Annotated in this window: 16 protein-coding genes; 3 read left to right on the top strand and 13 right to left on the bottom strand. The window is 36.4% G+C overall.

Annotated elements, in window-relative coordinates; all coding sequences use genetic code 11:
* Nucleotides 1–71: 71 nt before the first annotated feature.
* A complete protein-coding gene (locus EZL74_RS03990; RefSeq protein ID WP_131475304.1) occupies nucleotides 72–2,111 on the top strand; it encodes a M13 family metallopeptidase in 2,040 nt (679 codons plus the stop codon).
* A 56-nt stretch (nucleotides 2,112–2,167) separates the two neighbouring features.
* Here EZL74_RS03990 and EZL74_RS03985 read toward each other — a convergent pair whose 3' ends face one another.
* The 7 genes from EZL74_RS03985 to rsfS all read right to left on the bottom strand — a co-directional run bounded on the left by EZL74_RS03985 (nucleotide 2,168) and on the right by rsfS (nucleotide 7,713).
* Nucleotides 2,168–2,947, bottom strand: coding sequence for a superoxide dismutase (locus EZL74_RS03985; protein WP_131475303.1), 780 nt, complete (start codon nucleotides 2,945–2,947; stop codon nucleotides 2,168–2,170).
* 1 nt (nucleotide 2,948) lies between these two features.
* A complete protein-coding gene (locus EZL74_RS03980; RefSeq protein WP_131475302.1) occupies nucleotides 2,949–3,224 on the bottom strand; it encodes an acyl-CoA-binding protein in 276 nt (91 codons plus the stop codon).
* 11 nt (nucleotides 3,225–3,235) lie between these two features.
* Nucleotides 3,236–3,889: a phosphatidylserine decarboxylase family protein gene (locus EZL74_RS03975; RefSeq protein WP_131475301.1), complete on the bottom strand. Its 654-nt coding sequence runs from the start codon at nucleotides 3,887–3,889 to the stop codon at nucleotides 3,236–3,238.
* A complete protein-coding gene (locus EZL74_RS03970) occupies nucleotides 3,879–4,682 on the bottom strand; it encodes a phosphatidate cytidylyltransferase (RefSeq protein ID WP_131475300.1) in 804 nt (267 codons plus the stop codon). Before EZL74_RS03970 ends, EZL74_RS03975 begins: the two co-directional genes overlap by 11 nt.
* A 1-nt stretch (nucleotide 4,683) precedes the next feature.
* A complete protein-coding gene (locus EZL74_RS03965) occupies nucleotides 4,684–5,289 on the bottom strand; it encodes an LUD domain-containing protein (protein ID WP_131475299.1) in 606 nt (201 codons plus the stop codon).
* Nucleotides 5,290–5,404: 115 nt separating this feature from the next.
* Nucleotides 5,405–7,327, bottom strand: coding sequence for an ATP-dependent zinc metalloprotease FtsH (gene ftsH, locus EZL74_RS03960; protein ID WP_131475298.1), 1,923 nt, complete (start codon nucleotides 7,325–7,327; stop codon nucleotides 5,405–5,407).
* 14 nt (nucleotides 7,328–7,341) lie between these two features.
* Nucleotides 7,342–7,713, bottom strand: a complete 372-nt coding sequence (gene rsfS, locus EZL74_RS03955) for a ribosome silencing factor (protein WP_131475424.1) — start codon at nucleotides 7,711–7,713, stop codon at nucleotides 7,342–7,344.
* A gap of 89 nt (nucleotides 7,714–7,802) precedes the next feature.
* Between rsfS and EZL74_RS03950 the strand changes: the two genes are divergently transcribed.
* Nucleotides 7,803–8,534: a biotin--[acetyl-CoA-carboxylase] ligase gene (locus EZL74_RS03950; RefSeq protein WP_131475297.1), complete on the top strand. Its 732-nt coding sequence runs from the start codon at nucleotides 7,803–7,805 to the stop codon at nucleotides 8,532–8,534.
* Nucleotides 8,535–8,538: 4 nt separating this feature from the next.
* On the opposite strand, the gene EZL74_RS03945 is transcribed toward EZL74_RS03950, so the two are convergent.
* Both EZL74_RS03945 and EZL74_RS03940 read right to left on the bottom strand, forming a co-directional pair.
* Nucleotides 8,539–8,964 carry a hypothetical protein gene (locus EZL74_RS03945; RefSeq protein WP_131475296.1) on the bottom strand — a complete coding sequence of 142 codons (426 nt, stop codon included), beginning with the start codon at nucleotides 8,962–8,964 and terminating at the stop codon, nucleotides 8,539–8,541.
* A gap of 36 nt (nucleotides 8,965–9,000) precedes the next feature.
* On the bottom strand, nucleotides 9,001–9,285 hold the full coding sequence (locus EZL74_RS03940; protein ID WP_131475295.1) for a hypothetical protein: 285 nt from the start codon (nucleotides 9,283–9,285) through the stop codon (nucleotides 9,001–9,003).
* A gap of 289 nt (nucleotides 9,286–9,574) precedes the next feature.
* Between EZL74_RS03940 and EZL74_RS03935 the strand changes: the two genes are divergently transcribed.
* Nucleotides 9,575–10,252, top strand: a complete 678-nt coding sequence (locus tag EZL74_RS03935; RefSeq protein WP_131475294.1) for a hypothetical protein — start codon at nucleotides 9,575–9,577, stop codon at nucleotides 10,250–10,252.
* 172 nt (nucleotides 10,253–10,424) lie between these two features.
* Here EZL74_RS03935 and EZL74_RS03930 read toward each other — a convergent pair whose 3' ends face one another.
* From EZL74_RS03930 to EZL74_RS03915, 4 genes are all read right to left on the bottom strand, one after another.
* Complete coding sequence (locus EZL74_RS03930; protein ID WP_131475293.1) at nucleotides 10,425–10,652, bottom strand: hypothetical protein; 228 nt, start codon at nucleotides 10,650–10,652, stop codon at nucleotides 10,425–10,427.
* A gap of 413 nt (nucleotides 10,653–11,065) precedes the next feature.
* Nucleotides 11,066–11,677 (bottom strand): response regulator, encoded by a 612-nt coding sequence (locus EZL74_RS03925; RefSeq protein WP_131475292.1) that lies wholly within the window; start codon nucleotides 11,675–11,677, stop codon nucleotides 11,066–11,068.
* Entirely contained in the window at nucleotides 11,674–13,452 is a 1,779-nt protein-coding gene (locus tag EZL74_RS03920) for an ATP-binding protein (RefSeq protein ID WP_131475291.1), read from the bottom strand. Before EZL74_RS03920 ends, EZL74_RS03925 begins: the two co-directional genes overlap by 4 nt.
* A gap of 10 nt (nucleotides 13,453–13,462) precedes the next feature.
* A complete protein-coding gene (locus EZL74_RS03915) occupies nucleotides 13,463–13,960 on the bottom strand; it encodes a hypothetical protein (RefSeq protein WP_131475290.1) in 498 nt (165 codons plus the stop codon).
* Nucleotides 13,961–14,048 lie beyond the last annotated feature (88 nt).

The raw sequence follows: 14,048 nt of genomic DNA, 5'->3' as shown, positions 1-14,048 counted from the left end.
GATTAAACAGAATAGTATACATTTGGTAACTTTTTTACGTTATTGAGTCAAATAGTCATAAAAAAAACCATATGCAATTAAAAACCAAACTTACAATCAGTGCATTTACCGCTTTACTTGTGGTTAGTTGCAACAAAAAAGAAATACAATTTGAAGATCCGCTAATCACCAATCGTGATACTACCGTTAGTCCCACAGAAGATTTTTTCCATTACGCTAATGGGGGTTGGTTTAAAAAGCATCCTATACCGGATAGCGAAAGCAGTAACGGAATTTTCAGAATGATAGGAGATACCATCAATGCTCAAATTAAAGATATTTGTGAAAAATCGGCTAAAAATGAAGACGCTCCTAAAGGAAGTAACGAACAAAAAATAGGAGATTTCTATGCTTCGGGTATGGATACATTGGCCATTGAAAAAATGGGGTTAAAACCTTTGGCCATGCAATTTGCCAAGATTCAGGCTGTACAGGATGTTCCTTCCTTGATGAATACTATTGGATATCTTCATACCATTGGTGCCGGTCCCGCGTTCTCATTTTATGTGAGTCAGGATGATAAAATCAGTTCTAAACATGCTTTGTTTTTCAGTCAAGGCGGATTAGGATTAGGAAACAGAGATTACTACTTCAATACCGATGAGCAAACGGTAAAAATCAGAACAGAATATGCTAAGCATCTCGAAGTTATGATGCAATTGATGGGAGAAGATGCTGCTGCTGCAAAATCGGCTTCTGCAACAATCATGAAAATGGAGACTGATTTGGCCAAAATAAGCAGAAAACTGGAAGCACTTCGTGACCCGGTTAAAAATTATAACAAAATGCCATTGGCACAATTTAAAGCTTCTACTCCGGCCATAGCTTGGGAAAATGTATTACCTCAATTAGGAGTTGCCAAAGCAGATACCGTCATAGTTGGTCAGCCAGAGTTTTTTAAAGGATTGGATAAAATTGTAACTACCTATTCTATTGATGACTGGAAAACCTATTTAAAGTGGGATTTGGTAAACAGTTATGCTCCATATTTGAACAACGCCATTGAAAAACAAAATTTTGCTTTTTATTCTACCGTGATGAATGGAGTTAAAAAGCAAAAACCAAGATGGAAACGAATTGTTGAAGAAACTGATGGTGCTCTAGGAGAATTGGTTGGGCAGGTGTACGTAGCCGATTATTTGCCGAAAGGTTCCAAAGAAAAGTTATTGGAAATTGGAAATAACATCCGTGATGTTTATGCAGAACACATCAAAAAACTGGACTGGATGAGTGAAGCCACTAAGAAGAAAGCGCTCAACAAATTGAGTAAAATTGTAATGAAAGTAGGTTATCCGGACAAATGGAAAGATATGAGTAGTGTGGTAATCAATAGAGGTACGTATTGTGCCAATGTGATGGCGGCCAACAAATGGAGCTATGATTATATGGTGAAAAAATTCGGAAAACCGGTTGACCGAACGGAGTGGAGCATGTTCCCGCAAACGTATAATGCCTATTATAACCCAAGCAACAATGAAATTGTAGTACCGGCTTGTAATATATTGGTTCCGGGCTTTGAAGGCAGAATGCCTGATGATGCTATTCTATACGGAATTATTGGGGGTTCAACCTTCGGACATGAGATTACACATGGGTTTGATGATCAGGGGAGTCAGTACGATGAAAACGGGAACCTTAAAAATTGGTGGACTGCGGAAGATTTAGCTAAATTCAAACAAAAAACTAAGCTCATTGTTGAACAGTTCAACAAATTTGAGCCACTAAAAGGGAAATTTGTAAACGGTGATGCAACTCAGGGAGAAAACATTGCTGATTTAGGAGGAGTGGTAATGGGCTTTGAAGCGTTTAAAAAATCGCCTCAATACAAAAACAAAGAGAAAATTAGTGGTTTGACTCCGGAGCAAAGATACTTCCTTGCTTATGGCTATGCCTGGATGGTGCATGCCAAAGATGAGGCCCTAGCCCGACAAATTATGACCGATGTACATTCGCCGGCACAGTTCAGAGTTAACGGACCATTAATGAATATACCGGAGTTTTATAAAGCATTCAATATAAAACCCGGAAATAAAATGTATCAACCGGATAATTTGAGAGTAGTGATTTGGTAACAGCCCACTAAAGAATAAAAAATTCCCTGTCGTTATCGGCAGGGATTTTTTTGTTGTTATTTTTTTGCGGTTGCTTCTTCGTATCGTTCGGAAACTTTTTTCCAGTTGATGACTTTGAAGAAATTCTCAATGTATTTTCTGCGTTTGTAACGATAATCCAGATAATAAGCGTGTTCCCAAACGTCTAAGTTTAAAATAGGAGTTCCTGAAACGGTTTGTTTGGGCATTAAAGGGTTATCTTGATTTGGTGTACTGGTTACGGACAGTTTGCCGTTTTTATCAACAACCAGCCACGCCCAGCCAGAACCAAATTGTTTTTCTGCTACATCAGTAAATTGATTTTTAAAAGTGTCAAATGAGCCGAAATCTCTATCGATAATGGTCGCTAAAGTATCTTTGGGTTGCCCTCCAGATTTTGGCGACATTCCTTCCCAAAACAAAGTGTGGTTGTAATATCCGCCGGCATTGTTTCGCAAATCATTGCTGGTATTCATATCCACTTTTTTCAGGATATCTTCAATACTCAAGTCGGTTAAAGTGGGATCAGCGGCCACTAATTTATTCAGGTTATTGGTGTAAGTCAGGTAGTGTTTGGAATAATGAACTTCCATGGTCAAGATGTCAATGCTTGGCATCAGGGCGTTGTACTCATAAGGTAATTTGCCCAAAGGAAACTGACCTTCGTCTGCGGTTACATCATCGGGTTTACCTATGGTTATTTTTTCTTCTGCCGAGGGTAGCGGTACTTCTACCACTTCTTGCAGTTTTTTTCTTTTGCAGGAAGGCATTAAAAAAATAAAAGATACACATAAGATTAATGAAAAAAACTGCTTCATGTTATTTGGTGTTTTTTACAATATCGTTGATGGCTTCTATGTATAATTCTTTCGCTTCGTCTACGCTTAAATGACTGATTTGCATCCAGGCATTGGTTTTAAAAGCATTTCTCAAATCAAAATTGGAAATGTTGTTGTGTTCAATGGTACCGAAAGTTGCTTGTTTGTAATAGGCATATAACCGCAATTGCACATCTTGCGGTAACGATGACTGTGTCATTTTGGAAGCTATTTCTACAGCTTCCTGAAAACGAATTTCCAATTCTTTTTCAGACATAGTATAAGGGTTTATTTTGTGGCAACTATGGTTTTTCCACCAACAGCTTTGTCATTCAAATGTACATTTATTTTGGTTCCCAAAGGCAAATAGATGTCTACTCTTGAACCAAATTTGATGAAACCGGCATCTTCACCCTGAACAACTTGTTGTCCCTCTTCGGCGTAGTTTACAATTCTTCTGGCCAAAGCACCGGCAATTTGACGGTAGAGTATTTCACCAAATTCTTTAGTTTCGATGACTACAGTTGTTCTTTCGTTTTCAGTACTGGCTTTAGGATGCCAGGCTACCAAGTATTTACCGGGATGGTATTTGCTGAATTTTATTTTTCCACTGGCCGCGTATCGCGTAACGTGAACATTTATAGGCGACATGAAGATGGAAACCTGTAAACGTTTGTCTTTGAAATATTCTTCTTCAAAAACTTCTTCAATTACTACCACTTTTCCGTCTACCGGAGCAATGATATGATGGTCATTGATTTCTACTGTTCGTTTCGGATTTCGGAAAAACTGTAAAATCATGATTAGGAAAAACAACGTAACAACCTGAATTCCTTTTTCCAACCAAAATATATCAGCAACGAATTTGTGTGATAAAAGAAAAATGATAACCGTTAATGAGGTTGCTATTGCAATAATTTTTCCGCCTTCTTTATGAAACATAATATAAAATTTGATAAAACAAATAGACAAATGGTGCCGCAAATATAATACTATCTAAGCGATCTAGAAAACCGCCGTGTCCGGGCATGATATTGCCACTGTCTTTGACCCCAGCATTTCGTTTGAATTTTGATTCGATTAAATCACCAAGAGTGCCGAAAGTACTAACGATAACTGCAATAATCATCCATTGGATAAGGGATTCGTCAAGATAAAACTGAGCCAGTAAAAAACCGGCTATTATTGAAAAAATGAGACCTCCTACAAATCCTTCAATGGTTTTTTTAGGTGATACTCTTTCAAAAAGTTTATTTTTTCCCATGCTTCTTCCCACCAAATAAGCGAATGTGTCATTGGTCCATATCAGAACCAGAATGCTGATGATAACTTCCGGATGGTACTCGTTAGCTATAAAAGGGATTTTGGTAAAAATAATAATTGGTATGATGAGATACCCAATCAAAAATACATATTTGGAATTTCGATCAAGCAGTTTGCTTTGTTTTTCAAAAAGAAACAGCAATGCCCGAAAGGATACTAATAGAGCCGCTATGAGCAATAGTATTTCGTTCGTTTTTACAGTATTATTTAAATTGAAAAGAATAAAAGCACCCGTGGCCAATACAAGAGGAACTATAGGCTTTAAGTGAATCAATTTGCAAAATTCGACCGTCGAAAAAATAAGTAACAATCCAAACAACAGTAAGAAACTATACTGTGAATATAACGTAGCACCAACTAAAAGGAGGACATACACGGCTCCCGAAAGGGCTCTGGTTAAAGTAGTACTCATGCTATAAATCTTCTAGCAGCAAAAGATATAAATTCTTGGCGGTGCTTCCGTATTGCAGAAAGTCCTCGTCCTTTGCTTTTTCGAAATATTTTATGGTCGTGATATTAGTTGGATAATCTTTGTCGTATTTCTTTTTGATGACACGAAGCCCATCGCTTTTGGTTTCCAGTATTTGACTGGTTGTGGCCAAAATTATGATGTTTATCGGGAGGTCATTGGGTTTGTTTTGTTTGATTTGATTAGATGAAAAAAGTACCGAACCTTCATCGGCAATCAGGTTTTCACAACTGGCAAAAAGAAATTTTGGGTTTTGCGGTTTATCGTAACTAAGCTTGTTTTCGTCAAGCATGCTGAATAATTTGGGTTCATAACAAAGGGCTTCACATTCGAACCAATCGTTTTCTTCCAAAATGTTTAAAAACTGATCTTTTACTTCGCTCAAGTTTTCACAGTATAAAAATTTACCGCCGTTTTTTTTGAAATTATAAGTAAACTTTTCATCTACAGGCAGTAGTGAAAAGCTGGAAGGAGTATTGTTGAATTCGCTTTGACTTTCTTCGTCAGAGGCATCGTTACCAGCGCCAAAAAATTTTCTGAAAAGACTCATGCTTGTGTGGGTATAATCTTGTTTAGAATTTGAAATCCCTCAAAGATAAAAAAATCTTAATTCAAAAACATGTTTTGAATTAAGATTTTAAAAAAATGTTAAATGTAGGTTTTGACTACACTATATCGGTCTCTTCGGCCGGAATATTGAAAGGTCTTTTGCCAAAAATGGTCTCTAAATCATCCTTGAAAATAACTTCTTTTTCAATTAATATATTGGCTAATTGCTCTAATTTATCTTTGTTGTCCTCCAAAATTTTAATCGCCCTTTGGTATTCAGTTTCGATTAAATTTGAAATTTCTTTGTCTATGGTTTGAGCCGTTTCTTCTGAATAAGGTTTAGAGAAATTGTATTCGCTCTGACCCGAAGAATCGTAATAGGTTATATTGCCCAGTTTGTCATTCAAACCGTAAATGGTCACCATGGCACGGGCCTGTTTGGTTACTTTTTCCAAATCGCTCAAAGCACCGGTTGAAATTTTGTTGAACATAACTTTTTCAGCGGCACGACCTCCCATGGCGGCACACATTTCATCTAGCATTTGCTCCGGACGTACAATTAAACGTTCTTCCGGTAAGTACCAGGCAGCACCTAAACTTTGTCCTCTGGGTACTATGGTTACTTTTACCAATGGTGCGGCGTGTTCCAACATCCAGCTTACGGTGGCATGGCCTGCCTCGTGCACGGCAATAGCACGCTTTTCATCGGTAGTTACAATTTTATTTTTCTTTTCTAAACCACCTACAATACGGTCAACAGCATCCAGAAAATCTTGTTTGTCTACGGCTGTTTTGTTGTTACGGGCAGCTATTAATGCAGCTTCATTACATACGTTTGCAATATCAGCTCCAGAGAATCCCGGAGTCTGTTTTGCTAAGAAATCAATGTCTAAATCGTCTACTTTTTTCAAAGGTTTGAGGTGCACTTCAAAAATTTCTTTACGCTCGCGGATATCCGGCAAATCAACATAAATCTGACGATCAAAACGCCCGGCACGCATCAATGCTTTGTCCAATACATCAGCTCTGTTGGTAGCGGCTAATACAATGACATGCGTATTGGTTCCGAAGCCATCCATTTCGGTCAATAACTGATTCAGGGTATTTTCGCGTTCGTCATTTGAACCCGAGAAGTTGTTTTTGCCACGGGCACGACCCACAGCATCAATTTCGTCTATGAATATGATTGATGGTGATTTATCCTTAGCCTGCTTGAATAAGTCTCTCACACGCGAAGCTCCGACACCTACGAACATTTCTACGAAATCAGAACCCGATAAAGAGAAAAACGGTACTTTGGCTTCTCCGGCCACCGCTTTGGCTAATAGAGTTTTTCCGGTTCCCGGAGGTCCAACTAACAAGGCTCCCTTAGGAATTTTTCCTCCTAATGAAGTGTATTTTTCAGGGTTTTTCAAAAACTCTACAATTTCTTGTACTTCTTCCTTGGCTCCTTCAAGTCCGGCAACATCTTTGAACGTAATTTTTACATCGGTTTTCTCGTCAAAGAGTTTGGCTCTTGATTTTCCAATGTTAAAGATTTGACCACCGGCTCCACCGGCTCCACCACCCGACATACGTCGCATAATCAATATCCACAAACCAATGATGACAATGATTGGCAATAGGCTGATTAAGAGTTCTGTCCAATTACTTTTTGGTTTGAAATCGTAGTCTTTCAGCTTGCCTTCAAGTTTGGCTTTCTCAATTTTGTTTTGAAACACTTCGTCGTTACCAATATCAAAGGAGTAGTGAGGTCCTTTGCTTGGATTACCCAGCATGTCTTTGGCAACTTTGACGTGTGCTTTGTCTTTAAGAGCGGCTTTAGTTAAATAAGCTTCTCCTTCGGTTTTGTTATAAACTACCACTTTTTCAATTTGCCCTTTTTCAAGGTATTCATTGAATTTTGAGGAAGTTATTTTGGCAGCATCCTGAAAATTAGAACCGCCAAAATAATTAAGGGCGAAGAATATGGCGATTAAGCCGATATATATCCACCACGGACTATATTTAAAATTATTAGATTTTTTTTCGTCAGCCATTTTTGTGTAAGCTATTAATAATTAGTTTGTATGGTAGTGATTTTGGCATCGCCCCAAAGGCCTTCAATGTTATAAAATTCGCGAATTTGTTTCTGAAAAACATGCACTACAATGTTCACATAATCCATTAAAACCCACTCGCCGTTGTCCGTTCCTTCAACATGCCAAGGTTTGTCTTTTAATTCTTTAGAAACTATTTTTTGAATGGAGTTAACGATTGCGTTAACTTGAGTGTTTGAGTTACCGTTACAGATGATAAAATAATCACAAACTGCTGTATCTATGTCCCTCAAATCGAGGATGTCAATGTCATTTCCTTTTACTTCTTCAATGCCTTTAATGATGCTCGCTAAAAGAACATCGGTCTGAACTGCTTTTTTCGCCATGTAGTATTTATGTATGTTGGACAAAGGTATTACTTTTGTCATTATTTTTACTTAACAAAAGTCTAAAATTTATTGTAAAAAACTTTCGTATGCTCCCTATAATCAAACTCGATGCCATAGATTCTACAAATGATTATTTAAAGCAATTGGCCAGAGAAAAAGAGGTTACTAATTTTACAATAGTCACGGCTCGTGAACAAACCAAAGGCAGAGGGCAAATGGGGGCTAAGTGGGTAAGTGAGCCTGGTAAAAACCTCACTATGAGCATCTTGTTTAAAGAGGTGAGGCTTGAGGGTGAGCATCTTTTTGATTTTAATGTGGCGGTAACCTTGGGGGTGATGAAAGTTTTATTTTCGCTGAATATTCCTGAATTAAAAATAAAGTGGCCTAACGACATTATGGCAGGCGGCAAGAAATTGGGCGGTATATTGATTGAAAACACCTTCAAGTCGGATGGGAGTTTTACCGCTGTAGTAGGCTTGGGTTTGAATTTGAATCAAACGGACTTTGAATGGTTACCTCAAGCAACTTCTCTGACACGCATAACAGGATTGGATTATAATCCGGAGGATATGGCTCTTTTATTTGGAAAAGGTATTCAGACTACTGTGGCTGACTTAGAACAAAATGCTCAGTTGCTTTGGGAAAACTACCGTAAAATGCTATTCAAACTCGATTACCCGTGTGCTTTTGAAGACTCCAAAGGAAATCGGTTTATGGGAATTATTAAAGGGGTAACCCATGAAGGTAGATTAGCTGTTATGCTGGAAGACGACTCCGTTGTTCGTTATGACATCAAAGAAATCAAAATGCTGTTCTAGAGCCCTATTTTTTTAAGGTTATTTTCTCATTGTATTTACCGGAAAATCGTTCCAAATTTCGGACATCAATATTGCCATCCGTGTCAATGACTTTTTCGTCAAGTAACAGCTGTACCAAGAATTTCCAATTTTTCTTTTGCAAAACTCTTGATTCTATAGTGATATTTTGGCTGGGGAAAATAATTTTCTTGAAATCATCCTTGGCACCGGTATCAGCTCCTACGTGTTGGTGTTGCAGAATTAGTACCTCTTCTTTTGAATTTAGTTTGAATAAATGGAATTCATTATTCATGGCTTTTTTATCAAATGAAAAAATAGGTTTGTCCTCCATCACAACCGTATTGTTTTTTAATTCAATTTTCTGAGCAGTAATTTTTTGAGTAACAGATACTATGAATAGTGCTAGGATGAAATTTATTGTCTTTTTCATGATGTTCTTTGATTGGATTAAGCGATTTATATAGTGTTATGTAATTTTAAATTCTAAAATTTGAATAACCGGTCCTTCCGTAACTTCTACCAAAACAGCTACATCATCAAGGTGATTTAAATTGTCAGGCGCTTTATAAGTGAACTCAAGTATATAAATCAGGTTTGAATGTGAGGATTTTTCAGGGATAATCCTGCATCGGGTTTCCATACCGAATGTCAGTGGATTTTGATCTCGGCTATTGAGTAAATCAGCAATTTTGATATCATTCACCACATGCTCAATTATACTGAAATTTAATGCGATGGTTGGTTTTATCATTTTCAATGGTTTTTAATTTTTTGAATTCTTCATTTTACAGTAGAAGGTATACCGACAAGGTTTCACTAAACTAATAATTATTTATGAGATATTGCTTTGCAACTGAAAAAATGATGATGTGCTTTTCAGAATATCAGTTGATATGTGTTTTGTGCTAACTCGTTTTATGTCAATAGATTTAATTCTGTTTTGCCTAAAAATAAATCGTATAAAATATGGTTTTGAGATTAAATTTTGAGTACCTTTATTAACCCTGAATTTTTTGTAATAACCTTTAATTTAAGTTAATATGAAAAATTATACATTTCTTTTCACAGCTATTACCATAGGTTTTTCTTTCAACTGTTTTGCACAACATAATGACGGCGTAGCGACTACTGCAAAATGGGGCAATACCGTGGTAATGTCAGACAAAATGTCTGATAAACAATTTAAGGTTGAATCTTATCACGTAGAAGAAAAGATTAATCAAACCTTTGGTGGCAGCACCAGTACTTATACCGTTCCGGATATGAGTTTGGTGAATACTAACGATTTGGGGCCTAACAATGTCAGGGTAATAAAACCCAAATACGTAAGAGAAAAAACGACAGTAGTTACCGGTAATTTTTCCAATGCTTCGGTTAAGACTGTTGGTGATTCTAAAGTTAGTCCTTCTAAAACGGAGCTTAACACAGCAAAACCCGGTAATTCTTCTGTTAAAATTAATATTTTAAATACCTATGAGAGGGTTATCAACAAAGGATATAAATCGGTTGAAATGCTCAAAAAAGTGGCAGACCGTAGTTTCTTTGATGATGATTTAGTCTCAGCCGCCGGTTGGTATTGTGATTTGTTTGAAATGACCACAGATTTAGAGCCGGTATATTACTATCGCTATGCCCAATCTTTAATGGCTATCAATGAAGTGGATAAAGCCAATGAAATGAAGAAACTGTTCGAGCTAAAAGATAACACCAAAAAATAATTCTACAGTTTTTATTGTACCAACAAAATTAACGGAATTCAAAAGCCGATAAAGCCATGTGTTTTATCGGCTTTCTAGTGGTATTTATGAGTTACCACTTTCCGAAAAGTTATTCTTTAAATCTGTTCGGAATTATCTATTAATGCTTCTTTTTTTTGTAGCTTCTGTATTTTTATCTCAGAAAATTTTGGATGAAGGTTAAAAAAGTTCGTCTTGGTATAGGACCTTGATTAATTTTGAAACAATGATCAACAGAGGCGGCTATTCTTACCCTCGAAAAATGAGGAAACTCCTCTGCAATTGTGTGGATGATGAATTTGCGCTCTTGTGGTTTCAGATTAGAAGTTAATTGGTCGCCATACATTATTCTGCAACGGGTGTCTACGTTATTCCAACTCATGATTTATGTGTTTTTGTTATTCTTTTAAAACTGACACTTCACCATCCCCTTACTAAAAGTCTCAAATTTGTAAGGGGAAGTGAAGCGGTAGGTATGTTTTTAATCTATATACTTGCTTTGAAAAACCTGCCCTGAATCAAACAACTACAATAATTTCGGGCAGGATTTTGCTTAACTAACCTAACTTCATTTATCAGAAACAGAAACGAATCTTTCAGACTATTTTTGTTTACAATATTAACTTACGATATGGGGCTTTGTACTTTTGTTTTAAACAGAATGCAGTATGGGGGTATCATTCTTTTTGTATCTCTTGCTAAAGAAAATTACAGTTCAAAGTTCGCGAATGAATATCAAAAAAAAATCCCCAACGATGGGGATTTTCAAGTATCTTTTTTCTTACTTTAAAATAGTTAGAAATCGTATTTTCGCTCTATAGCGTATCGGATTAAATCAGTTTTACCATGAACATTTATCTTTTTGATGATGTTCTTTCGGTGGGTGTCAACTGTGGTTTTACCGATGCACAATATATCGGCGATATCCTGAGAGGAATGCCCTTCGCCTATCAGACGTAGGATGTCTTTTTCTCGAGCACTCAGAATTACAACTTCTTTGGTAAGGTCATCTATGGTCAGAATGGCATCATCAAAATATTTTCCAACTTTATCTACCGTTCTGATGGCCTCTAAAACTTTTTGAAGAGAAGAATTTTTCATGATATACCCTGAGGCCCCGGCTTGTTTCATTTGTTCTACCGCTTCGGTTTGGTCAAACATGCTGAAAGCGATAATCTTAGTTTCCGGAAATTCTTCTTTAATGATTTTAGTAGCGCTGATGCCATCACGTTTGGGCATGCGAATGTCTGTGATAACGATGCTGGGTCTTTTGGATCTCACCAATTCAATCAGCGCATCACCGTCATTGGCTTCTCCCACAATCTGGATATCGGATTGGCTGTTCAGGAATAGTTTCATTCCGTCAATTAATGCCTGGTGGTCTTCCGCTATAGCTAATGTTATCATAAAGGTAGATCAATTAATATGGAGGTGCCTCGTCCTTCTGCACTGTCTATGGTAAAAGTACCACCCATCTGTTCAACTTTCTTTTCAATATTTGTAAGTCCCATTCCGTTATTTTTATTTATGTTTTTGGGATTGAATCCTTTGCCGTTATCTTCAACTATGATATTCAGGCTGTCTTTATGTTGTGTTAGTTGAATGATGATTTCAGTTGCTTTAGCGTGTTTTATGGCATTGGTAATGATTTCCTGTATCATCCTGAAAATCGTAACTTCAATCGCATTTTCCAACTTTTCATCCAGACCGAAAGGAATGACCTGTATGTTTAATTTTCCGGCTACCGAAGCTTTTTCAACCATGTTTAAAATGGCCGGCAATAGTCCTTCATTGGCTATTACTCCCGCGTTTTTGGCATGAGCCATCCCTCTTATTTTTTGATAGGCTTCTTCCAATAATTCATCGGTTTTGTCAAAAAGTTGATCGGATTCTTCATTGGCATTGGCTTTGAGTTTTAAATTCTGAAAATTATGTTTCAAGGTGGCCATTAAACTGCCCAAGTTGTCATGCAAATCGTTAGCAATTTTGATCCGCTCTTTTTCCTGACCTTCCAAAAGTTTGTCAATTTCTTTAAGCTCCTGATCTTTCAATACATTTTCTAATTTTTGAGATTCAATGAGTTTTTCCTGCTCGGCAATTTGTTTCTTTTTACTCAAGATTTTTATTCTGAAGTAACCAACAAAAAAGATTACTATTGAAATCACAAGAAACATAATGAGCAGAAAACGGTTATTCCTGTTTTTTACTCTCAGATTCAGGTTTTCAAGTTCTTTTTCCTTTGTTTCGTATTGAGCCTGAAGGTCATTTATGATTTTGTTTTGTCTCCTGAAATTATCTTCTTCACTCAGTTTCTGTGATAATAATCTTTCTTTGTAAGCATTTTCATAGTCATGCAGTTTTTCATAATTCATGGAAATGTATTGGTGTATCCTGCTCTTCATGTTTTGAACATATATGACTATAGGTATTTTGTCAGCTTCACGCAATAGTTGAATTGCCTTCTGATGCTGCTTTTTATAGTAATATACATTGGACAGGTATACCATGTTAAAACTAAGGTCGTCCAGATTATTATATTTTCGTGAAATGTCTATGGCTTTTTCATAATAATAAATGGCAGAATCTCTTTGGTTTAATCGTTCGTTATAAAGCATGGCTATACCCGAAGCTATTTTGGCAAACATTTTTTCATCCCTTACTTTTTTGTTTAATTGAAATGCTTTGAAGTAATAACGTTGACCAATTTTAGGTTCGCTATCCATTAAAAAATTTGCTATTTCATAGTACCCTCTTGTAATTAATTTGGGATCTTTAGTGTCAAGGGTGTATTTCAGGTACTCTTCGTAATATTTTTTAGATGTTTCATATTTTATTCGTTCAACACTCAAACCGTAAGCAATTTCCAATTTGGCTTCCATTAATCCCGGAATACTGTCAATGGCTTCGAAAATGTCTTTGCTTTTTAAAAAACAATGATAACTTTTATCGTTAATATTTTCGTTTCCATAGGCTTTCCCCATCAGATAGTATTTTCGGGCTATCTTGTCTCTGGAAACTTTTTTTTCATCAATTTTCCTAAGCAGCTCAAGAGCTTCAAAGTTATTCCCTTTTTCAATAAGCTTTTTTATTTCTTTAAAATCAGGTGATTGAGCGCTACAGATTGAACTTGTTATAAAGGATAAAATGAGTAACCGAATTTTAATTGAATTTATGATGGCCATATTGTTTTTATCAGATTAAAGAAGGGCTTAATGTTCGTGGTTTCCCTTTTTGTGAAGTGTTTTTCATGTATGGTGCAGGATAAATAACATAAGGTGATTTTATAGCCCCTAAATAGAGTTTTTCCATATCGTCAAAAAACGCCTGCCTGTCATCTGCATTTGCATCGGTACTATGGAAAAAAAGGAAAAGGCATTTCGGATTTTCAACAAAATTGAAATCTGTTACATTTGGTATCCCTTCCGGTTTTTCAATTTTAGTAAAGTCAATCGAAACTTGGTACCTGTCTTTTGTTATTCTGGACAATTCTTCTCCCTCATCTCCTTCATATGTAAATTCACATAAGATTACATTCATTAAAACATTGTTGTATTCGGATCTTTTGCTCAGGTTGTAGTTAGTTATTAAAAAATCTTCCCGTTTGGGGGGATTGGGTAAGGCGACATCCAGAGTAATAATATTGTTTCCCAAATCCAGATAGCCGACTGCGGTATAAGTCTGATCGTTCATGTTATTTTGGTTTATCGGTTAGTGATTCAAAATTGGGAAATTAAATTTAATAAAAAAATCCCTAACAATAGGTATTTTTAGAGCAGAT

The sequence above is a fragment of the Flavobacterium silvisoli genome (assembly GCF_004329815.1).
Taxonomy (GTDB): domain Bacteria; phylum Bacteroidota; class Bacteroidia; order Flavobacteriales; family Flavobacteriaceae; genus Flavobacterium; species Flavobacterium silvisoli.
The sequence above is the reverse complement of the archived record's forward strand: the minus strand, read 5'-3'. Positions and strand labels throughout refer to the sequence as shown.